The organism is Pseudomonas neustonica (assembly GCF_003797945.1).
In the GTDB taxonomy this organism is placed as follows: Bacteria; Pseudomonadota; Gammaproteobacteria; order Pseudomonadales; family Pseudomonadaceae; genus Halopseudomonas; species Halopseudomonas neustonica.
In genome coordinates this window covers 21,682-41,933 of record NZ_RKKU01000028.1, presented here as the reverse complement: position 1 = coordinate 41,933, position 20,252 = coordinate 21,682, and the positions used below count along the sequence as shown (strand labels likewise).

Below are 20,252 nucleotides of genomic sequence, written 5' to 3'. Positions count from 1 at the left end.
CTTAAGCGAACTCACAGACAATGGCTCCTGCGCTGCCGAGCGTGGCCTGGGCGCTGTGTACTCGCTCGCCCTTGGCCATCGCATCGAGCAGACGGTCTACCACCTGCGGTTGCAGGTGCTCGTCGATCAACTGATCAATCAAACGGGCGCCGCTGTCTGCCCGCAGGCAGCGTTCGGCCAGGTGGCTGACCAGTTGCTGATCGTAGCTGAAGGTCAACTGACGACGCTCAAGACGCTCGGCAAAGCGCTGCAGCTTGAGCTCCACCAGCTCTTCGAGCACGGAACCGGCAATCGGGTAGTAGGGCACGATGCGCATACGCGCGAGCAGGGCGGGTTTGAAGTGCTTGATCAGGGCAGGGCGAATGGCCTCTTCCAGCTGCGGGCTGTCGGGTTGAGTATCGCCAGCGCAGAGCTGGGCGATCTGTTCGCTGCCCAGGTTGGAGGTCATCAGGATGAGGGTGTTACGGAAGTTGATCTCGCGGCCCTCACCGTCATTGGCGATGCCTTTGTCGAAAATCTGGTAGAACAGGTTGAGCACGTCTGGATCGGCTTTCTCGACCTCATCGAGCAGTACCACGGAATACGGCTTTTGACGCACGGCTTCGGTCAGCATGCCGCCTTCACCGTAGCCAACGTAACCGGGCGGCGCGCCAATCAGACGCGAGAGGCTGTGCTTTTCCTGAAACTCGGACATATTGATGGTGGTCAGGAAGCGCTCACCGCCATACAGGAGGTCGGCCAGGGCCAGTGCGGTTTCGGTTTTACCCACGCCGCTAGGGCCAACCAGCAGGAAGACACCCACTGGTGCTTCGGGGCGGTTGAGGCCAGCGGCGGTAGCGCGCATGGCGCGATCCAGCGCTTCAATGGCAGGTTCCTGACCACGCAGGCGCTGGCGAAGATCACCGGCAAAGGCGGTGACTTTGGCGTTGTGCTCACGGGCCAGTTGCGACAAAGGCACACCAGTCCAGTGGCTGATAACCTCGGCAACCAGGCGCGGGCATACTTCGTGGCTGACCAGCCGTTCTTCGCTTTGTACTTGGCTCAGCTCACGCTGAACCTGCTGCAGTTCTTGCTCCTGTTGTTGCAGGGCTTCTTCGTCGATGACCTCGGCGGCGCGATCTTCGGCGCAGGCCTGGCGCAGCGTTAGCAGGCGCTCGGCTAGCTCGCGCTGTACTTGCCAGCGGTGTGCCAGGGCCTCGGCTTCGTCGCGTGCAACGTGCAGGCGGGTTTCCAGCGCGTCCAGCGCGGGCGCGTCAATCTCCAGACCAGCGCCCAGGTCGCGCTGTATCGCCTGTAATTGGCGTTCGCCTTCGGCGATTTCACCGCGTAGGGCTTCCAGTGCACCGGGTTCGGCAGCCAGGCTGATGCGCACGCGGGCGCATGCGGTGTCGAGTACATCGACGGCCTTGTCGGGTAGCTGACGGCCAGCGAGATAGCGGGCGGAGAGTTCCGCGGCGGCTACTACCGCATCATCACGCAGGTAAATGCCGTGGCTTTGTTCATAGACCGGGGCCAAACCACGCAGAATGGTGACGGCCTCTGCGGGGGTAGGTTCGAGCAGGTTAACTGGCTGGAAGCGTCGGGCCAGGGCCGGGTCTTTTTCAAAGTACTTTTTGTACTCGCTCCAGGTGGTCGCGGCGATAGTGCGCAGCTCGCCGCGCGCCAGGGCAGGTTTAAGCAGGTTGGCGGCATCGCCACTACCGGCCTGACCACCGGCACCGATCAGGGTGTGGGCTTCATCGATGAACAGCACTATAGGCTTGCTGGAGGCTTTGACTTCGTCGATCACGCCTTGCAGGCGACGCTCAAACTCGCCCTTGATGCTGGCACCGGCTTGCAGCAGGCCGAGATCCAGGCAGAGCAGCTCGACATCGCGCAGTGCTTCGGGCACTGCATTGTTGGCAATGCGCAGGGCCAGGCCTTCGACTAACGCGGTTTTACCCACACCTGCCTCACCGACCACGATGGGGTTGTTCTTGCGGCGGCGCGCGAGGATATCGATCATCTGGCGAATGGACTGGTCCCGGCACAGCACGGGGTCGAGCTTGCCGTCGCGGGCTTGTTGGGTGAAGTTGTGCGTGAACTTTTGCAGCGCTGACTCGCCCGAGGCGGCCGTGTCGCTGCCACCGGTGGCTTGCTTGGACAGCGCGAAATCGCGCAGGCGCTCGGCGTCGAGGCCGCTCAAAATGGTCTGGTAGCGAGTGCCGGCATAGCGCATGGGGTTGCGCAGTAGGGCCAGAATCAATGCCGCCTGATCGATACCGCTGCTGGCGAGCTCCAGGTTGGCAACCAGCAGTGCATCTTGCAGCCACTGCACTAGCTCGGCAGAAAAGCTCGGGTTGTTGCTGCCTTCATTCTGTCCACGCGGCACCAGGGTTTCGGCAAGGCTACCAGCGTCGATCTCGGCGTCCTGCAGGGCGCGGGCAAGCAGGCTGTCGGGGCGTTCGAGCAGGCCCAGCAACAGATCTTCAACCAGCACCTTGTTGCCACCGCGCTGCATGCAACGCTCCGCTGCGGCTTCCAGGTCTTGTCTGCTGGGTGCGTCCAGCGCTTGAACCAGTTGTTGTAGGTCGAGTTGCATCATGTCATCGGTCCTTAATGAGTTCCGTTGCCCAGGGTGACGCTGGGCATTGCGTGTTCGTGACCCAGCCAGCTGGTCCAGCCGAGCCGGCAAGGGTTGCTTGCGCCAAGCCGCAGTTCGCGGATTTCGTCCTGGCGCAAATGGAGTTGAATGTCGTAGTCGAGCGGGTCGCGCAGGGTGAAGCGCACCAGCGAGCGCAGCGGCTGAAAATAACGACCGGGGGGCAGAAAACTATGGAAACCATCCCAGTCGAGCTCGCGTATGTGCAGGCGGAATTTGCCGCTGCGGTCAAACACGTCTTCGCCCAGTACCAGGTCCATCCCCAGTTCGCTGTTGGCTTGGCCCAGCTTGCAGCGCTGAGCAGGCGGAATGCTGACGCGGCGCTCCATGCACTGTTCAATCTGCATGGCCGGGTGTTTGAAGTAGTAGCGCAGGATCGACTCGATCAGCTCGGCGGACTGTACGCGCATACTGAGTACGCCAAGGTAGGGCAGCAGGCGCTTCCAGTTAATGTCGGGTGACTTCTCCATGCGATCCGAGCGCAGCCCCACCAGCGACAGCAGGTGCACCGAGAGCGTATCTTTTGCGCCTTTGGCGAAGCGGGCGCGGTAGCGGTATTTCTGCCAGATGGGCAGCAATAGCCGCTGGAGTCGATCATTGAACAGGTCAAGAAACTCGCGGGTGGGATTACCATCCGGTCCGTCGCCGAGCGCCTGTTCGCCATAGAAAGCGGGTAGCGGTGAGCCCGCGCCACTCAGGCTGATCAGGTTGACCTGCATTCGCGCGCGCAGGCCATCGGTATCCTGAATGAACTCGACCCCTTCGATGTCGCAGCCGGGGAATCCCATACTCGGGTTGGCGACAAATTGCAGCCGCTCATAGACGGCCTCGTCTTCGAGGTTGGGATGCGCCAGTTGCAGGCGCTCGAGTACCAGCAGTACACCCTGAAACAGGCTGTACTGGCGGATGTCGCGTTGTATTCTGTTCAGAACAGGGGCTGTTGGCCCATGCGCGGCGCCCATTGGTACACCTCTCCCTGAATGCTGTTAACGGAAAGCTCGTGATATGAATTGAGGCTGGAATACAGCGACAGAAACTCGTTGAGTACCGAGGCGAACAGGTACATGTCGCCTTCACCCAGGTAGCTGTCCAGATCCATGCTCAGTTCAGTCTTGATACCGCGTATGGGCAGGCCGCGATGCAGGCGATCCACGTGGACGTGGCGTACATCCTTGAGCCCTTCGAGGCGGCGCTTGCTGACTTTGGCGGCGTGCTGGTCGTAGTGACGCGGCAAGTCATAGGTTTCGAGTACCAGCTTGAGCGCGTTGACGTCTTCCAGTGACAGGTAGTTGAGCGACATGTTACTGATCAGCTTCCAGAGGAAGTCCTGATGCAGCGGCGGCGCGTAGCTGGGCGTGACGCTACTGATATTGCGGAAGCTGAGAAACTCGGGTGTGCCTTCGGTGGGGCAGCAGATATCGCCTAGTGCCAACTGGCGTGGCAGATCCTGATTGGTGCAGGTCAGCTCGATCGACAAGGTCTCATGCTGATCAATGTTGCGCAGCCCAAAGCTCAGGTAGGTGTCCAGGCCGTCGCCCAGCAATGACGGATACTGGCGCAAGCTATAGTGCGGGTGGGCTTCGCGGTGGTCAAAGCTGGAGTCGTGCTCGAATGACTCAAAGGGTACATATTCTTCATAACCCATGCCGCCTGGCTTCCAGCCGGTGACGCGATCAACCGAAAAAATACCGCAATGATCGGCCTGGTATTCGGCGGGCCGCAAAAGGTACTGATCCTGGCGACCGTCGAGTCGAATCGGCATGGCGTCGTGGGTAAACAGGTTGACCACAGGGGTGCAGTGCAGGCGCACATTGTCTTTGCTGGGGCTGATGCGCTGGCTACCGATCTGGCGGATATCAAAACGCAGGGCAAAGCCACGTGCATTCTTCAGCAGCTCGGCGGGCATGGGCTCGAAGCGATCAATGCCACTGACTTCGACAAACAGGAATTTCTCCTGGAAGGCGTAGTACTCCTGCAGGTAGCGGTAACCCCGGAAGGTATTATCGGGATAGGGGATCAACGCATGGTCTTCGTCAAATCCGGCCGGCTTTACCTGTTTTGATGACAGGTGTTTGACGCCTTGCGCCACGCCGTTACTGTCCAGCATGGGTTTGCCATTGTGGTCGAGCAGTACCAGCTCAACGCCATCCAGATGGCAAAGCAGGTGCAGGTATAACATTTGGCTGATGTAGCCTTCACCGGCCAGATGCAAACGCAGCTTATCGAGGTGCAGATCGCCGAGATTACCCTCGGCGGTCATCATCAGTTTCAGCTCCAGCAGTGCGCCACTGCCCTTGACCGAGTAATCCAGATGGCTGATATCCAGTGGCAAGACTTCGGTGTCAAACGCGGTGCGGAACTGACAGGTCACGCCTTTGATGGGTTTGGATTCAACCGGCGTATTACGTGGCACCAGCTGCATGGGCGAAGGGCGCTTGAGCGGATCAAATTGCAGCATGCTGAAGGCGGGCAGAGGCCGCATATAGTTAGGCCACAGTAGGTGCATCAGCGAGTGCGTCAACTCCGGGAGTTCATCATCGAGCTTTTGCCGTAGACGACCGGTTAGAAAGGCAAAGCCTTCCAGCAGGCGCTCGACGTCCGGGTCGCGGCCACTTTGACCAAGAAAAGGCGCTAACGCCGGGTTGCGCTCAGCAAAGCGCTTGCCTTGTTGGCGCAGGGCAGTGAGTTCGCTTTGGTAGTAGTGGTTGAAACTCATAAACGACTGCTCGATAAGTGCGCTGCGAATGTCATCCCAAGACCCCTGATAGCACTGGCCGACGCCATGAAAAGCGTCCCTGTGGCGCGGTACCCTGGGGGTATTTGAGCTGTGCGTAAAATGCTTCCCTGTTATCTGCTTTACGACAGATAGCCGATTTATTGCTGGTGTTATGGGCCGTTAGCCGCCAATCAACACGGTGCCAGAGGCAGCGGTGACCGGATTGTCATGATTGCCGCTCGTGCCGAGCACGGCTGCTGGTTTGCCATTGATCAATACGGTGCCAGCGACGCCATTGACCAGACTACTGCCACAGGCTGTGGTATCGCCCATGCGTGCAGCGGCAATGCCGTCGATCAATACGTCTGGCGATCCGCTGGCGATGGGGTTGGTACCATGGCCCGTTTTGGGGCAGGCAGTTGGATCGCCCAAGCGGGCTGCAGGTTTACCTGACATGCAAAACTCCTTGTAGTTACCGCACTCGTGCCTGGCCGCGGCCATCGAGACGCACTGCAAAGCTGATGGCCTGGCGTCTGCCGTCGAGTGTTAGTGTGCCTTCAATGGCAAAGGACAAGTTAAGTGGGTCGTGATCACGAGGCAGACTCAGCACCTTTACCTGGCTGAGTCTGGGCTCGTAGATCTCAATAAAACGCTCAATGGCGACTCTGGCGTTCTGCAACGAGTCATGCAGTGATAGCCGCATGTCGTTAAGATCTGGCAGCCCGTAGTCCGGCAGCGCTTGTACGCTGCCGGCACGGGTGCTGAGCATCTTGCTCAGATGGACAGCGACCGACGCGCTGATGGCGGCATCGTTGGGGATGCCGTCACGTAGCTCGGCGCTGCCATCCAGTCTTTCGAACAGGCTGCCATAGGCCATGCTCGCCTTACTCCTTGTCCAGCTTGCCAACCAAGGACAGGGTGAAATCGGCACCCATGTACTTGAAGTGCGGACGTACGCTCAAACCAACGCGGTACCAGCCTGGCTCGCCTGCCACATCGCTGACCACAACCTGGGCTGCACGCAGTGGGCGACGACCGCGCACTTCAGAGCTGGGGTTGTCCTGGTCGGCTACGTACTGGCGAATCCATTTGTTCAGTTCAAGCTCCAGGTCAGACTTTTCTTTCCAGGCGCCGATCTGTTCGCGCTGCAGCACTTTGAGGTAGTGCGCCAGGCGGTTGACGATAAACATGTAGGGCAGTTGAGTACCCAGGCGGTAGTTCAACTCGGCGTTTTTGCCTTCTTCGCTGTTGCCGAAGAACTTGGCTTTCTGCGCGGAGTTAGCGGAGAAGAACGCAGCGTTGTCGCTGCCTTTGCGCATGGTCAGGGCGATGAAGCCCTCGTCAGCCAGTTCGTACTCGCGGCGGTCAGATACCAGCACTTCGGTTGGGATCTTGGTTTCAATCTCACCCATGCTTTCAAAGTGGTGCAACGGCAGATCTTCAACCGCGCCACCGCTTTGTGGACCGATGATGTTTGGGCACCAGCGGAACTTGGCGAAGCTGTCAGTCAAGCGGGTAGCGAAAGCGAACGCGGTGTTGCCCCACAGGTAGTGCTCGTGGCTCTGCGCAACGCTTTCTTTGTAGACGAAGCTGCGAACTGGGTTCTCGACTGGATCATAGGGGTTGCGCAGCAGGAAGCGGGGCAGGGTAAGACCGACGTAGCGGGAATCTTCCTGCTCGCGGAAGCTCTGCCATTTGGCAAACTGCGGACCTTCGAAGTGGTCTTTCAGGTCTTTTAGATCGGGCAGGCCAGTGAAGCTTTCCAGGCCGAAGAATTGCGGACCGGCAGACGCGATAAAGGGCGCGTGCGCCATGCTGGCAACACTGGAGATGTGCTGCAGGGTCTTGATGTCTGGCGAGCTGGGGTTGAAGTAGTAGTTGGCGATCAGGGCGCCAACAGGCTGGCCACCGAACTGGCCGTACTCGGCGGTGTATACGTGCTTGTACAGACCGGATTGAACCAGCTCCGGGCTGTCTTCAAAGTCTTCCAGCAGGTCTTCCTTGGACGCATTGATAATTTCCAGCTTGATGTTCTCGCGGAAATTGGTGCGATCGACCAGCAACTGCAGGCCTCGCCAGGAAGATTCCAGTGCCTGGAACTTCTCGTGGTGCAGGATGGCATCCATTTGACGGCTGAGCTTGGCGTCGATTTCAGCGATCATGCGATCAACCAGGGCCTTTTTGACGGGCTCCTGATCGTTTTGCGGCTTCAGCAACTCGGCGATGAAAGCAGAGACGCCACGCTTGGCGATGTTGTAGGCCTCGTCGTCCGGGGTGAGCCTGGTTTCGGCAATAATTCGGTCCAGAATGCCGCTATCGGCGGTGTTCTGGGTTTGTTGTGCTGAGGATTCGGTGCTCATGGCGGCGTCCTTGTCGGGGCAATCAGGTTTCGGGTTGGTTCTGGTCGTTCAGACCCAGTTCGGCGAGGACACGATCGCGCGAGTCATCATCGCTGAGCACGCTCTCAATGGCCTTGCGGAAGGCCGGTGCGTTACCCAGTGGGCCCTTGAGGGCGACCAGAGCATCACGCAGCTCCATCAGCTTTTGCAGCTCAGGTACTTGCTGAACCAGACTGGTGGGGTTGAAGTCTTTCATGGAGTTGATGTTCAGGTTTACCGCCAGCTCTTCGCTTTCGGTTTCTTCCTGCAGCTCATTGGGCACTGCGAAGGTAAGGTTCAGCTCTTGCTTGGCCAGTACTTCATCGAAGCTGTTCTTGTCGATGGAGATTGGCTTGCGCTCTTCAATGCTGCGGTCATCCGCACGTTGGGTGAAATCACCCAGCACCATGAGTTTGAGCGGCAGCTCGATTTCTTCTGTTGCGTCGCCGGTATCTGGCTTGAACGTGACGTTTACGCGTTCCTTGGGGGCTACTGAGCCTTCTTTGGCCATGAGATTTCTCCGTGTCAGTGTTAGGCCCCGAGGGCCTGGTCTAGTACCACACTCAAATCGAGGTGGCACAGGCGGTGATAGATCTCATCCTTACGCTCACGTGTGCTCGGGTTCTGCGGCATAAGATCACAGCAGCTATGCAGCAGACGCAGTACGTCAAGGTTGAGATCTGGTTCCCATTTGTCCAGACCTGTGGTCTGAAGCTGTTGGTAGAGTGATTCAAGCTGGGCCTTGGCCAGTTCATATTGCCGGGCTTCAAAACACAGCCGGGCCTGGGCAAGGCGCCAATAGAATTCGGCGCGAGCGCCACGGGCCTGTTGGATTTGCCCGGTTATTTCCCTGACGGCGACCTTCAGGCCTTCCTTGCGCAGCAGTGCGATGGCGCTTTGCAGGCCGGCATCCCAGGCAGCTTGTGCGCCGGTGTCGTCCGTGCGGTCGAAGCTGACAGGCGACGCTTTTGGCCCCGCCGCGTGCTGCTGTACGCGGCTGTTGATCCAATCGAGGGTGTCTGCCTGGGCGAAGGGCGCGCCGTCAAAAAAGCGTAGCTTTTCCAGTCCGGGGAGGCGTTTCAGCTGCAGCGCCAGCTGGCGCTCGATTTCTTCTGCTGCTTCTTCCGCGCCTAGCGCGTCGCAGCACTGCCACGCGAGGTATTGGCCATCCAGCCAAAAGGGCGCGCGCGCGATACTGGCTTCTACATCCTGCAGCAGCGCGGCGTGCTGGCCTTGATTAAAGCGCTCGTTGTAAGCCGCAATGCGGTCAGCGGGCAGGTTGCGCAGGCCGGTTTTCTGTTCAGCGTCGTGGCTGGGCAAGGTTTCGATAGGCAGCCAGAGCAGCGTGCGCGACAGCCGTAAGGCGCGCAGATCGCATTCGCTGCCCGCGAGCCACCAGTTGCATAACGGTCTGGCGTAATCCTGCAGCTGGCGCAGCGCTTTGTGTGCGTCCTTGGCCGAGACAATAACCATGGCTTCAGCGTTGCCGGTACTTGATTGATTGCTGCCCAGTGGTGCTGGAATAGGGCTGACGACCGGTTTTGCTGCTTCCGTTTGCGATGGTTGCTTGCTGGCGGATTCCAGGCGGCGGCACAAGGGCTGGAGGTCTGGCGCCTGGTCGTCAAGTCGCTTGGTGAGCGTGGCTTGCAGTTCCTGCAAGGTGCTAACCAAGGGGAAGTCATCGCTCAGCAGCTGCTGCGTTGGCGCACTTTCCAGTCGCGAAATCAGCCAGGTAAGGGCGGCGATACGAGTGCGCGGTTTGGTTGGATAAAGCTCTGTCCATTGCTGGTCACAGAGGTCGCTAAGCATTTGCAAGCTGCAGCGCAGACCGCCGACACCAGTGGTCTCCAACATGCTCCAGCTGAGCCATGAGGCAACGCGCAGGTCTTTGGACTGCTTGCTCAGCAGCTCCAGGCTACCGTCACAAATTATCTGCCAGTCTGGTTGTTCATTGGCATGAAGCGAGCCTGCTTTGGCGAGCTCACGCTCCAGATCTTCGTACTCGGTGCAGTAGCGCACGTCCTCGCCAGCAAAGCTCTGTTCGCTGATGGGGGTGGTTGCGATGGCGTCAATGATCTGCAGTTGCATCCGGGTGCTTTACTCTTGGTTGCCAGTTATCAGGGCGATTGCTTGTGACGCTCCCTGATGACGTTGCACTCATATTGCGCAAGTTTCTACGCAACAAGTTGCGCAATAAGTTGCTCATACTTGTTGCAGTTGGTTTTTTGATGGCAACTTTTTGCTCAAGTTTATGTGCAAAAAACTGCGCATCTCTGGCTGGAAAGGTGGCTATCCTATGCGCCGCGCAGTGTGCCTTCAAGTGTATAAAGTGTGAACTGGTTTGGTTTATGAGGAATTGGCCAAGTTCGTTTTCCTAAGTTCTTATTTTATAAGTTTTTCTTTAAAAACAATGGCTTGTTATTTGTGGCTATTGTTTTTTTTGGTGTTGTCAATGTGGTATTTGTAGTTTTTTTATCCTGTGATCTTGTTGGCAATATGTTTGTTTTAAGTTGTGACTTGTGGGGTTGTTAGTTTTTTTTTAATGGGTTATCGGGCGTGTTTTTTTGTGGATGTGTCTTCAGTGTTTCTTTTGTTAGCGCCCGGACAAGCGCTGCGCCCGCCGAAATATGTAGTATCCCGCTGTTACCCACCTGCAGTAAAAGGGGCGCATGATGCAGGTCTACTCACTGCGGAGGGCATATCATGAGCAGCAAGAAACTATTGTTATTGGCAGGTGATTTTGTTGAGGACTATGAAATCATGGTTCCGTTTCAGGCGCTGAGCATGCTGGGTTACGAAGTACATGCAGTGTGTCCGGACAAGCAAGCCGGTGATACAGTCAAAACGGCGATTCATGATTTTGAAGGTGATCAGACCTACACCGAAAAACCTGGCCACCTGTTTGCGCTGACGTACAGCTTTGCAGACGTAAAGGTTGACGATTATGTGGGCTTGGTTGTGCCGGGTGGTCGGTCACCTGAGTATCTGCGTTTGAATGAGCGCGTGATCGAGCTGGTGCGTGGTTTTGATGAGGCGCAGAAGCCTATCGCCGCGGTATGCCATGGCGCACAATTGCTGGCGGCGGCTGGTATCCTCAAGGGCCGCGAGTGCAGCGCATACCCAGCCTGCGGCCCAGACGTGACTATGGCCGGCGGGACTTTTGTCGACATCGCGGCTGATCAGGTCCATGTGCAAGGCAATCTGGTTAGTGCGCCTGCCTGGCCGTCACATCCGCTATGGTTAGCCGCGTTCGTTAAATTGCTGGGCGCACGCATCGAGTTGTAAGCTACCAAGGGCTGCACTGGCTGTGCGGCCCGACCTGGAGGCTGGTTATGTGTGAACTATATGTAAAGGCTGATCCTATTCTCTATGAGTCGCGCTCGCGCTCACTGCGTATTCGCGGCGTGGTGACTACCTTGCGGTTGGAGAATCAGTTTTGGCAGATACTGCAAGAGATCGCTGAGGTCGATGACATGACCACCAATCAGCTAGTCACCAAATTGTATGATGAAATCATGGAGTTAAGGGGGGAAGTGGTTAACTTTGCTTCATTCTTGCGAGTCAGTTGCACCCGCTACCTGGCGCAGCGAGAGGCTCAAGTGGTTCCCTTGACGTTAGTGGGGCGTGCCAGCGCTCAGGGTTGATTGAGCTCGAGCGGCCGGGGTTTCAGGTTTGCTATAGTCAGTTTCCTTTAGCGGTTTATTAGTTGCGGAGTCGGGCTATGTCGATCGAAACCTGGTTGGCTTTTTTTGTTGCATGCTGGGTGATTAGTTTGTCGCCAGGTGCGGGCGCCATTGCGTCTATGTCCAGCGGCTTGAATTATGGCTTCGCCCGCGGTTATTGGACTGCTTTGGGTCTGCAAATAGGCTTGTTGCTGCAGATTACAGTGGTTGCGGCTGGCGTTGGTGCACTATTGGCGACGTCGGCGCTGGCCTTTAATTTGATCAAATGGTTTGGCGTAGTCTATCTGCTCTATCTGGCGTGGCGGCAGTTGCGCGCGCAGCCGGTGTCCATGGAGCAAGATGTCTCTGTGCGTCCATTAGGGCAGCCTTTGGCTCTGGTGTTTCGCGGTTTTCTGGTCAACGTCAGTAATCCCAAAGCGCTGGTGTTTATGCTGGCCGTGCTGCCGCAGTTCCTCGATTTGTCGCACCCGCTATTGAGCCAATACGTTTTGATGGCGATCACTATGGTCACCGTCGATGCGGTTGTGATGGCAGGTTACACCGGGCTGGCGTCCAAGGTGTTGCGTCTGCTCCGGTCGCCAAAACAGCAAAAAACCATGAATAGAGTTTTTGCCGGTCTGTTTGCCGGTGCGGCTGGCTTGCTGACGCTCGTTCGCCGCGCAGCTGCCTGAGCTTACCGGCTGTTGCGCATGGCGGATGGGCTGATGCCATGCACTTGGCGAAAGCGATTACTGAAATGGCTGAGTGAGCTAAAGCCACAGGTTAAGGCAATCTCGGTCAGCGGCAAGGTGCTTCTTTGCAGTAACTGTCCAGCCTTAATCAGTCTCCGATTCATGACGTACTGATGCGGCGCCACCCCCTTGCTGTGCTTGAACATACGCGCAAAGTGATACTCGCTGAGACCTGTTTCGCGAGCCAGATCGCTGAGTAATAGCGATTGATCCAGGTGGCTATCGATATAATCCAGCACCCGGTTCAGTTGGTGGGGCGCTAACCCGCCCCGCACAGCAGGTGCTTGCCAGCCCAAATGCACGTAATGCTGCAGTAGCTGGTTCAGCACCAGGGTCGTGGCGCTACTGATTGCCAAGTGATCTGCCGGGTTGTTCCAGTCATTGTTGAGCAGAAACTGGCGGTAAAGAACGGCAATGCGCGGGTCGTCGGTAAATAGGCGCTCATCCAGCGTAATCTGGCTTGGACTGCGATCCCAGGTTTGTTCGGCCTGATCGCGCAGATGCTGATCAGTGAAGTACAGGTGCATGAAGCTGAGCGGGCCGCGTATGTGCCAAGTGGATGCGTAGTCTTTTGGCATGAGACACAGCTTGTCTGGCGCGCCGCCGTTTTGCCAACCGGCAGCGCTCTGAAAGTAGGATTGGTAGCCGTCGGCGATGTACATGCTGAGCGTGTGATGATCTGCGTGGTCGAGTGCAATCAAGTCATCGTCGTTGTACCAACTGGCCAGCCCCAGGCCGTTACTCAGGCGCGTGCTCTCCAGCAACCTTGCCTTGTGCAATTGCAGGTTCTCAAGCACGTGATAGGGCAGGGGCATGCTGACTCCTTGTGTTCCGCGAGCATGGCGCTAGTGACTGCTCGATCTTAACTAGACATCAGTTGGCCGCCAAGCGGGAGCGCATCAGGTGCGTCCTATACACAGAAAAATGCGCAAGAATCTGCAAGTCCAGGTGTCTTTGTGCAAGCTCACGCAGCGCGACGGGTGGATAATTCGATACTGTCTACCTAGCGAGTGCACGGCATGAACGCGTTGTTATATATCACTACAGTCTTGATCTGGGGCACCACCTGGATCGCTATTTCAATGCAGTCTGGCCCGGTGCCGGTTGTGGTCTCTGTTTTTTACCGCTTTTCTCTGGCCGCAGGCGTACTGCTTTTGGTTCTCTTGATTAGTGGCCGCCTGCGTCGCCTGGCTAAGCGCGACCATCTGTTTTGCCTATTGCAGGGTATGTGCGTATTTGGCTTCAACTTTTGCTGTTTTTACGCGGCTAACGCCTATATCAACAGCGGCCTGGAATCGGTGCTGTTTTCCATGGCTACGGTTTTCAATGCCATTAACGGCGTCATTTTCTTTCGCCAGCGCGCTACTCGGCGTTTGTTGTGGGCTAACTTGCTGGGCTTTATCGGGATTGTCAGTCTGTTCTGGCAGGACCTGGTTGGCGTGGGTTTGAATGCGTCGGTGCTGACCGGCATAGGCTTGAGCCTGTTGGGTACTTATGGATTTTCTTTAGGCAATATGATCAGTGTTCGTCATCAGGCACGTGGCCTGGATTTGTTGTCTACCAATGCTTATGCCATGGGGTACGGTGCGTTGGTTATGCTGTTGGTGGCACTGGGCACCGGTGCGCAATTCAGCATAGAGTGGAGTGCGGCTTACCTTGGCTCGCTGGTTTATCTGGCGCTGTTTGGCTCAGTCATAGGCTTTGCCACCTATTTTGCTCTGATTGGTCGCATAGGCGCAGGCCCGGCAGCCTATGCCACTGTCGTATTCCCGCTGATCGCGTTGGGTATGTCGACTCTATTTGAAGGCTATCAGTGGACATCAACGGCTGTTCTTGGGCTGGTGTTGATATTGGTAGGCAACGGGGTGATGTTCTATCGGCCCAAGCCTCGTGCGACGGTGCCACAAGGTTCGGTTTAACGGGATGGAAGCGTTTTTATGGACTATCTGATTATTGCTGTTGCTGTGCTCAGTGGGCTCTATTTTCACTGGTGGTTATTTGTCCGGATACGGCGTTGGGCTGACCGTGATCTTGCCTTGTCGATGGCTGGGAATGAACCGGCCAAGCGTGATTTTATGTTGGTTAAATTGGCTGAGGCGCGACGTTTGGGGATAAAAAAAGGCGAGCTGGAAGCGTGGCTGCAGGACGCGTCAACGAGTTATGCAGTGACCCGACTGCAAGATAAAAATTGAACTGATCTTGGCGGATGCACTCTCTTTATAGTAAGCGTTATCGTTTTTGAGCTAGTCGAGGAGAGACCATGGAACTGCCAAACAAAGATCTGGTTATGTTATTTGAACAGCTGGGTCTGGACTCAGATCAGGCCAGTATGGATGCCTTCTTTGCCAGCCATTCGCTAGCCCAAGACACCAAATTGAGTGAGGCCAGCTTCTGGTCGCCATCGCAAGCCGCCTTCTTGCGTGATGAGATCCGTGAGGATGCTGAATGGGCACCGGTGGTCGACGAGCTCAATGCGCGCCTGCACGAAGAATAAAGCGAGTTAAAACTGAACTATTCGGGCTGCTCATAAGGCGGCCCGATCAGTGTGTTCCAACTGTAGTTGAAGTCCACAGACACCAACAGGGGAATAATTATGACCAGTACCACTGACAAAATTAAAGGCAAGTACGACGAAACCGTTGGCAAGACCAAACGTGAAATCGGTCGAGCTACTGATGATGAAGAGTTGCAGGGTGAAGGTGAGCTGCAAAACATCAAGGGCAAGGGTGAGTCGCTCAAGGGTGATGTGAAAGACAAGTTGAAAGATATTATCGATAAGGGCTGATGTTCGGCGCTACTCAGTGCGGTAACCTGAGTGCTGGAAGTCCTCAATCTGAAAGCCGCTCGTCAATACGAGCGGCTTTTTTGTCTTTGCTTGATAAGGCAGGCCGCTGATACCTCGATCTTACGGAGCAATTCAAGCACTGGCTAACTCAGGCAACAATCTGTTCCATTCGCTTTCACTGCTTTTCTGGCATCATACGCGATCGATATCTAAGCTGATGTCGTCCCTTTCTTTTGCTTTTAGCGCTGCGAATAAGTTCTGTTGCACAGACCTTTGCATACTTCTTCTGCGCGACCGCTTTTACGGATACCTGAATGCCTTTTTATATCCTGCTGATACTCGGTGCGTTGAGCGCTTTTGGTCCTTTGGCTATCGACATGTATCTGCCGGCTTTTCCGGCGATAGGTGAAGCGCTGAACGCGGATGCCGAGCAGGTCCAGTGGAGCCTTTCGGTCTATTTTCTGGGCTTGGCGAGTGGCCAGCTGGTGTATGGCCCGTTGGCAGATCGCTTTGGCCGACGCCTACCTCTGTTGTTTGGTGTGGCGCTGTTTTGCGTGGCGTCATTTGCCTGCGCCATGGCGCCAACGCTCGAGTGGCTGCTTGCGGCTCGTTTTGCTCAGGCCTTGGGCGGTTGTGCGGGTATGGTGGTCACGCGGGCTGTGGTACGCGACTTGTGCGCGCCTATTGATGCGGCCAAGGCATTCTCGCAGCTTATGTTGATTATGGGGGTTGCCCCCATTCTCGCACCATTGGCGGGTGGAGCCATGTTGAAGGTCGCGGGCTGGCCTAGTATTTTCTGGTTCCTGACGCTCTTTTCGGCGCTGTTTGCCCTTGCGGTGTACTTCTTTCTGCCAGAGACGCTGCCGGAAGATACGCCGCCTGCACGGCTTGGTAGTGCGCTGGGGCGCTACCTCGGATTATTGCGTGAGCCGGTGTTTATGTTTCATTCGCTTACCGGCGGGGTGGCCATGGCGGGTATGTTTGCCTATATCGCAGGCTCGCCCTATATCTTTATTGAAATGTATGGGCTGAGCGTAGATCACTACGCTTGGCTTTTTGGTGCTAACGCTGCTGGTTTTATTCTATTTGCGCAGCTCAACAGCCGGTTGTTGCGACATAACACGCCCTTGAGCTTGCTGAAGGGGACGACCGGCGTGTATTGCGCTGCAACAGTGACTTTGCTGGTGGTTGCGCTCTTGCACTCGCCCAATATCTGGCTATTTTTGCCGCCGCTGTTCTGCAGCGTAGCGGTGATATCCCTGGTCATTCCTAACGCCTCCGCGTGTGCGCTGGCGGGTCATGGCCATCAGGCTGGCGTGGCGTCAGCATTGATGGGAACCATGCAGTTTGCCATTGCCGGACTGACGTCAGCGTTGGTTGGTGTATTGCATGATGGTAGTAGTGTGCCTATGGCGCTGGTCATGGCTGGCTGCGGCGTGGTTACCGTGACTATGGCGTTTCTGGCCAGGCGCGCTTCTGCACGGGCACCGCAGCCTAACTGGGCCTCGCGTTAAGGAATGTCGACAGGGTAAAAATATCGATATTCGGGTATAAAAAAACGCCGCATAAATGCGGCGTTTTTATTAGTGCCAGCCTCTATCAGGCTGCTTGCCAGCGCTTCATGATCAGCGTGGCGTTGGTGCCACCAAAACCAAAGCTGTTGGACATGACCAGGTCGACGGCCTTATCCAGACGTTCACGCAGGATCGGCAGGTTGCCGGCATTCTCGTCCAGCTCTTCGATGTTGGCAGATGCAGCGAGGAAGTTGTCACGCATCATCAGCAGGCAATAAATTGCTTCCTGCACACCGGCAGCACCGAGTGAGTGACCAGACAGGCTCTTGGTCGAACTGATCTTTGGCGCGTTATCACCAAAGACTTCACGGATGGCTTTCAGCTCTGCAACGTCGCCTACCGGGGTAGAGGTGCCGTGAGTATTCAGATACTCGATGGCACCATCAACGGTAGCCAGTGCTTGCTGCATGCAGCGTATTGCGCCTTCGCCGCTAGGTGCGACCATGTCGTAGCCGTCTGAAGTCGCGCCGTAACCGACCACTTCTGCGTAGATCTTGGCGCCGCGCGCCAACGCGTGCTCCAGCTCTTCAACTACAACCATGCCACCGCCGCCTGCAATGACGAAACCATCGCGTTTGCTGTCGTAAGCGCGTGAGGCTTTTTCCGGCGTGTCGTTATACTGCGTAGAGAGCGCACCCATGGCATCAAACAGCATGGTCTGTGACCAATGCTCTTCTTCGCCGCCGCCGGCAAAGACGATGTCCTGCTTGCCGAGCTGGATCAGTTCTGCTGCATGTCCAATACAATGCGCGCTGGTGGCGCATGCGGAGGAGATGGAGTAGTTCACGCCCTTGATCTTGAAAGGGGTCGCGAGACAGGCGGATACAGTGCTACCCATGGTACGCGGCACACGATACGGCCCAATCTTCTTCACGCCTTTTTCGCGCAGGATATCAACCGCTTCCATCTGGTTCAGTGTGGAAGCGCCGCCGCTGCCGGCAACCAGGCCGGTACGTACGTTGCTGACGAGCTCTTCGCCCAGGCTTGCATCGGCAATGGCCTGCTGCATGGACAGGTAGGCATAAGCCGCTGCATCACCCATGAAGCGCTTGACCTTACGGTCAATGGCCGCATCCAGATCGATTTCGACCGAACCGGAAACGTGGCTGCGCAAGCCCATTTCTGCGTATGAAGGGTTGAAACGAATGCCTGGCTTGCCGGCTTTCAGGCTGGCAGCCACGCTTTCTAGGTCCTGGCCAAGGCAGGAAATAATACCCATGCCGGTAATCACGACGCGACGCATAGTGATAATCCTCAGAAACTGTCGGTAGATGTAAACAGACCTACGCGCAAACCTTCAGCGCTGTAGATCTCACGTCCATCAACGGCCATGGTGCCATCGGCAATGCCGAGGGTCAGGGCACGATTGATGGTGCGCTTGATATTGATAGTGTAAGTGACTTTCTTGGCGGTAGGCAGAACCTGGCCAGTGAATTTGACTTCACCTGAGCCCAGCGCGCGGCCGCGGCCTTCATAGCCCAGCCAGCCCAGATAGAAACCAACCAGTTGCCACATTGCATCCAGACCCAAGCAGCCTGGCATGACGGGGTCACCTTCAAAATGACAGGCAAAAAACCAGAGATCAGGATTGATATCCAGTTCGGCGACGATTTCGCCTTTGCCATACTTTCCGCCGGTTTGGCTGATATGAACGATACGATCCATCATCAGCATATTGGGGGCGGGGAGTTGCGCGTTACCGGGGCCGAACATTTCACCACGGCTGCATTTGAGCAGCTCTTCCCGGGAGTACGCATTCTGTTGTGTCATAGAGGCTCCTGCTCTTCCCCTGTTACGGGGCGCTATAAATTCGGCTTGACCTGATATTCAGGCAACATCTGAAAAAGCGCGCTGTGAGAAGCCAACATTGCTAGATCCTGTATTAAGCTATTGCTCTATTCTTACGAAATAAAGTCAGTGCTGATCAAGACTCTTGTTCTTCTGTTCTCATGTTGCAGCGTTTTCAGATGTTTCCTGGCGCTATCGGGCCAGCGTAAAGTCAGACTGTATGCCTGACGATAAAGTCACAACTGTCGCTCTTAACCTGTGCAAAGAGGCGTTGAGGATACCCGCGATGACGTCCGAGGAAAAGGTTCTCTCTCCTCGGGCATCTTGTGGTTTTGCAAAATGGCAGGTTTTTACTAGCGATGCGGATTATTTCAGTACGCCAAACTCGGCCTGAAAAATGTCGCGTAGCTCGCGCTTGAGCACCTTGCCGATGGCGCTGCGCGGCAGCTCATCAGTAATAATGACACGGTTCAAACGTTGGGTTTTACCGACGCGGGCATTGAACCATTCAAGGACGCTCTCAGCGCTGACGTCAGCATTAGGCTTGGGTACCACATAGCCGACCGGGGTTTCGCCCCAGCTGGTGGACGCTACGCCAATCACGGTCACATCCAGCAGTTCTGGATGCTGGCGCAGTTCTGCTTCCAGGTCACTTGGGTAGATGTTGAAGCCGCCGCTAATGACCATGTCTTTCTTGCGGTCCATCAGCGTCAGGAAGCCTTCCTCATCGAAGCGGCCAACATCGCCAGTGCGGATGAAGCGCTTGCCAGTACTGTCATACCATTCGGCTTCGCTGGTTTTTTCCGGCTTGTTTAAATAGCCGGTCATCATCGCCGGCGAGTTGCCAACTACTTCGCCGATCTCGCCATGCGGCAGCTCGTTGCCGTCCTCGTCAATCACGCGCATGTCATGCCCCTCTGAGGGCATACCCACGGTGCCGAGTTTGGTCGGGTGCAGGTGGGCAGGCAAAATACAGGTGCCGCCACCTTCGGTCATACCGTAAAACTCAACCAGGCCACCGGGCCAGCGGTCCAGGATGTCTGCCTTGAGCGCCGCATGGAAGGGAGCGCTGGTACTGAACTTCATGATGAAGCTGGACAGGTCGTACTGGTCAAAGTCGTCACGCGCCATCAGACGTTGATACTGCACTGGCACCAGCATGGTATGGGTGATCTTGTGCTCCTGTGCGAGGCTCAGGTAGCGTGCGGCATCAAATTTGGCCATGAGTACAACGGTGCCACCTAACCCCAACGTGGGCAGAAAAGAGACCAGTGTTGTGTTGGAGTAGAGCGGGGTAGAAATCAGGGTGCGCGCGTCAGGGCCATAGTCGAAGACCAGGGCACGTTGGATATGCGACCAACGCATGCCATGTGATTGCACAATACCTTTTGGCTCACCGGTGGTACCGGACGAGTAGATGATGTTGAAAACCAGCTCCGGTGCGAGTTCGACTGCTGTTGGTTTGGCGTCGGCTAGCCACTGGCTATAACCGTGCTCACCGACACTGTTATCCAGACTATAAAGCGCGGGCTGGATGCGCTCGCGTACACCGCCGATGGCATCACGCACATCCGCGTCGACAAAGAACAGCTTGGCTGCGGAGTCAGCTAGCATGCCGAGCAGGCTTTCTGGAGTAGAGGATGGTGCCAGTGGTGCGACTACCACACCGGCCCTCAGCGCGCCGACAAAAAGGACCGCGTAGTTGATCGAATTGGCTGCACAAACCGCAATCGCCTCGCCCGGTAACACACCATCACGTTGCAGTGCGGCAGCTACGCGATCGGCCTCTGCGTTTAGCTCGCCGTAACTGAGGCGTCTTGTACCCTCTATCAGTGCAGGGTGTTCAGCGCGCTCAAGAGCATGAGTGGCGATCAGTTCAGGTAGTGTGCTGTAGGGTGATTCGAGAGTGATTGTTGACATTGTTGTGCGCTCGTATGACTGGATCGGGGCACGACG

The 20,252-nt window shown here is 56.4% G+C and carries 20 protein-coding genes; 8 read left to right on the top strand and 12 right to left on the bottom strand.

Annotated features, from left to right (window positions below; genetic code table 11):
• Nucleotide 1: 1 nt before the first annotated feature.
• The 8 genes from tssH to tssA form a co-directional block, all read right to left on the bottom strand.
• Entirely contained in the window at nt 2-2,584 is a 2,583-nt protein-coding gene (gene tssH / locus EF096_RS17035) for a type VI secretion system ATPase TssH (RefSeq protein ID WP_123891004.1), read from the bottom strand.
• Nucleotides 2,585-2,595: 11 nt separating this feature from the next.
• Complete coding sequence (gene tssG / locus EF096_RS17030) at nt 2,596-3,603, bottom strand: type VI secretion system baseplate subunit TssG (RefSeq protein ID WP_123891003.1); 1,008 nt, start codon at nt 3,601-3,603, stop codon at nt 2,596-2,598.
• Nucleotides 3,567-5,357 carry a type VI secretion system baseplate subunit TssF gene (gene tssF, locus EF096_RS17025; protein WP_123891002.1) on the bottom strand — a complete coding sequence of 597 codons (1,791 nt, stop codon included), beginning with the start codon at nt 5,355-5,357 and terminating at the stop codon, nt 3,567-3,569. Before tssF ends, tssG begins: the two co-directional genes overlap by 37 nt.
• A gap of 180 nt (nt 5,358-5,537) precedes the next feature.
• A complete protein-coding gene (locus tag EF096_RS17020; protein ID WP_123891001.1) occupies nt 5,538-5,813 on the bottom strand; it encodes a PAAR domain-containing protein in 276 nt (91 codons plus the stop codon).
• Nucleotides 5,814-5,829: 16 nt separating this feature from the next.
• The gene (gene tssE / locus EF096_RS17015; protein WP_123891000.1) at nt 5,830-6,234 is read right to left on the bottom strand and encodes a type VI secretion system baseplate subunit TssE; all 405 of its coding nucleotides are present in this window, start codon (nt 6,232-6,234) and stop codon (nt 5,830-5,832) included.
• A gap of 7 nt (nt 6,235-6,241) precedes the next feature.
• Nucleotides 6,242-7,717: a type VI secretion system contractile sheath large subunit gene (gene tssC, locus EF096_RS17010; protein ID WP_123890999.1), complete on the bottom strand. Its 1,476-nt coding sequence runs from the start codon at nt 7,715-7,717 to the stop codon at nt 6,242-6,244.
• Between the two features lie 22 nt (nt 7,718-7,739).
• Entirely contained in the window at nt 7,740-8,246 is a 507-nt protein-coding gene (gene tssB, locus EF096_RS17005) for a type VI secretion system contractile sheath small subunit (protein WP_123890998.1), read from the bottom strand.
• Nucleotides 8,247-8,266: 20 nt separating this feature from the next.
• Nucleotides 8,267-9,823: a type VI secretion system protein TssA gene (gene tssA, locus EF096_RS17000; RefSeq protein ID WP_123890997.1), complete on the bottom strand. Its 1,557-nt coding sequence runs from the start codon at nt 9,821-9,823 to the stop codon at nt 8,267-8,269.
• Nucleotides 9,824-10,438: 615 nt separating this feature from the next.
• Between tssA and EF096_RS16995 the strand changes: the two genes are divergently transcribed.
• The 3 genes from EF096_RS16995 to EF096_RS16985 all read left to right on the top strand — a co-directional run bounded on the left by EF096_RS16995 (nt 10,439) and on the right by EF096_RS16985 (nt 12,089).
• Nucleotides 10,439-11,020 (top strand): DJ-1/PfpI family protein, encoded by a 582-nt coding sequence (locus EF096_RS16995; protein WP_123890996.1) that lies wholly within the window; start codon nt 10,439-10,441, stop codon nt 11,018-11,020.
• 47 nt (nt 11,021-11,067) lie between these two features.
• Nucleotides 11,068-11,379 (top strand): ribbon-helix-helix domain-containing protein, encoded by a 312-nt coding sequence (locus EF096_RS16990; protein WP_123890995.1) that lies wholly within the window; start codon nt 11,068-11,070, stop codon nt 11,377-11,379.
• A 77-nt stretch (nt 11,380-11,456) separates the two neighbouring features.
• Complete coding sequence (locus EF096_RS16985; protein ID WP_123890994.1) at nt 11,457-12,089, top strand: LysE family transporter; 633 nt, start codon at nt 11,457-11,459, stop codon at nt 12,087-12,089.
• Nucleotides 12,090-12,091: 2 nt separating this feature from the next.
• Here EF096_RS16985 and EF096_RS16980 read toward each other — a convergent pair whose 3' ends face one another.
• Nucleotides 12,092-12,964, bottom strand: coding sequence for a helix-turn-helix transcriptional regulator (locus EF096_RS16980; protein WP_123890993.1), 873 nt, complete (start codon nt 12,962-12,964; stop codon nt 12,092-12,094).
• Between the two features lie 204 nt (nt 12,965-13,168).
• On the opposite strand from EF096_RS16980, the gene EF096_RS16975 reads away from it, so the two are divergent.
• The 5 genes from EF096_RS16975 to EF096_RS16955 all read left to right on the top strand — a co-directional run bounded on the left by EF096_RS16975 (nt 13,169) and on the right by EF096_RS16955 (nt 16,448).
• Nucleotides 13,169-14,068, top strand: coding sequence for a DMT family transporter (locus tag EF096_RS16975; RefSeq protein ID WP_123890992.1), 900 nt, complete (start codon nt 13,169-13,171; stop codon nt 14,066-14,068).
• Nucleotides 14,069-14,086: 18 nt separating this feature from the next.
• Nucleotides 14,087-14,341 carry a hypothetical protein gene (locus tag EF096_RS16970; RefSeq protein WP_123890991.1) on the top strand — a complete coding sequence of 85 codons (255 nt, stop codon included), beginning with the start codon at nt 14,087-14,089 and terminating at the stop codon, nt 14,339-14,341.
• Nucleotides 14,342-14,409: 68 nt separating this feature from the next.
• Entirely contained in the window at nt 14,410-14,643 is a 234-nt protein-coding gene (locus EF096_RS16965) for a DUF2789 domain-containing protein (protein ID WP_123890990.1), read from the top strand.
• A gap of 99 nt (nt 14,644-14,742) precedes the next feature.
• Nucleotides 14,743-14,934, top strand: a complete 192-nt coding sequence (locus EF096_RS16960; protein ID WP_123890989.1) for a CsbD family protein — start codon at nt 14,743-14,745, stop codon at nt 14,932-14,934.
• A 314-nt stretch (nt 14,935-15,248) separates the two neighbouring features.
• Nucleotides 15,249-16,448, top strand: coding sequence for a multidrug effflux MFS transporter (locus EF096_RS16955; protein ID WP_123890988.1), 1,200 nt, complete (start codon nt 15,249-15,251; stop codon nt 16,446-16,448).
• An 85-nt stretch (nt 16,449-16,533) separates the two neighbouring features.
• Here the strand turns inward: EF096_RS16955 and fabB are convergent, their stop codons facing one another.
• The 3 genes from fabB to EF096_RS16940 all read right to left on the bottom strand — a co-directional run bounded on the left by fabB (nt 16,534) and on the right by EF096_RS16940 (nt 20,216).
• Nucleotides 16,534-17,751 (bottom strand): beta-ketoacyl-ACP synthase I, encoded by a 1,218-nt coding sequence (fabB, locus tag EF096_RS16950; RefSeq protein ID WP_123890987.1) that lies wholly within the window; start codon nt 17,749-17,751, stop codon nt 16,534-16,536.
• 11 nt (nt 17,752-17,762) lie between these two features.
• A complete protein-coding gene (gene fabA, locus EF096_RS16945; RefSeq protein WP_123890986.1) occupies nt 17,763-18,278 on the bottom strand; it encodes a 3-hydroxyacyl-[acyl-carrier-protein] dehydratase FabA in 516 nt (171 codons plus the stop codon).
• 384 nt (nt 18,279-18,662) lie between these two features.
• Complete coding sequence (locus EF096_RS16940; RefSeq protein ID WP_123890985.1) at nt 18,663-20,216, bottom strand: class I adenylate-forming enzyme family protein; 1,554 nt, start codon at nt 20,214-20,216, stop codon at nt 18,663-18,665.
• Nucleotides 20,217-20,252 lie beyond the last annotated feature (36 nt).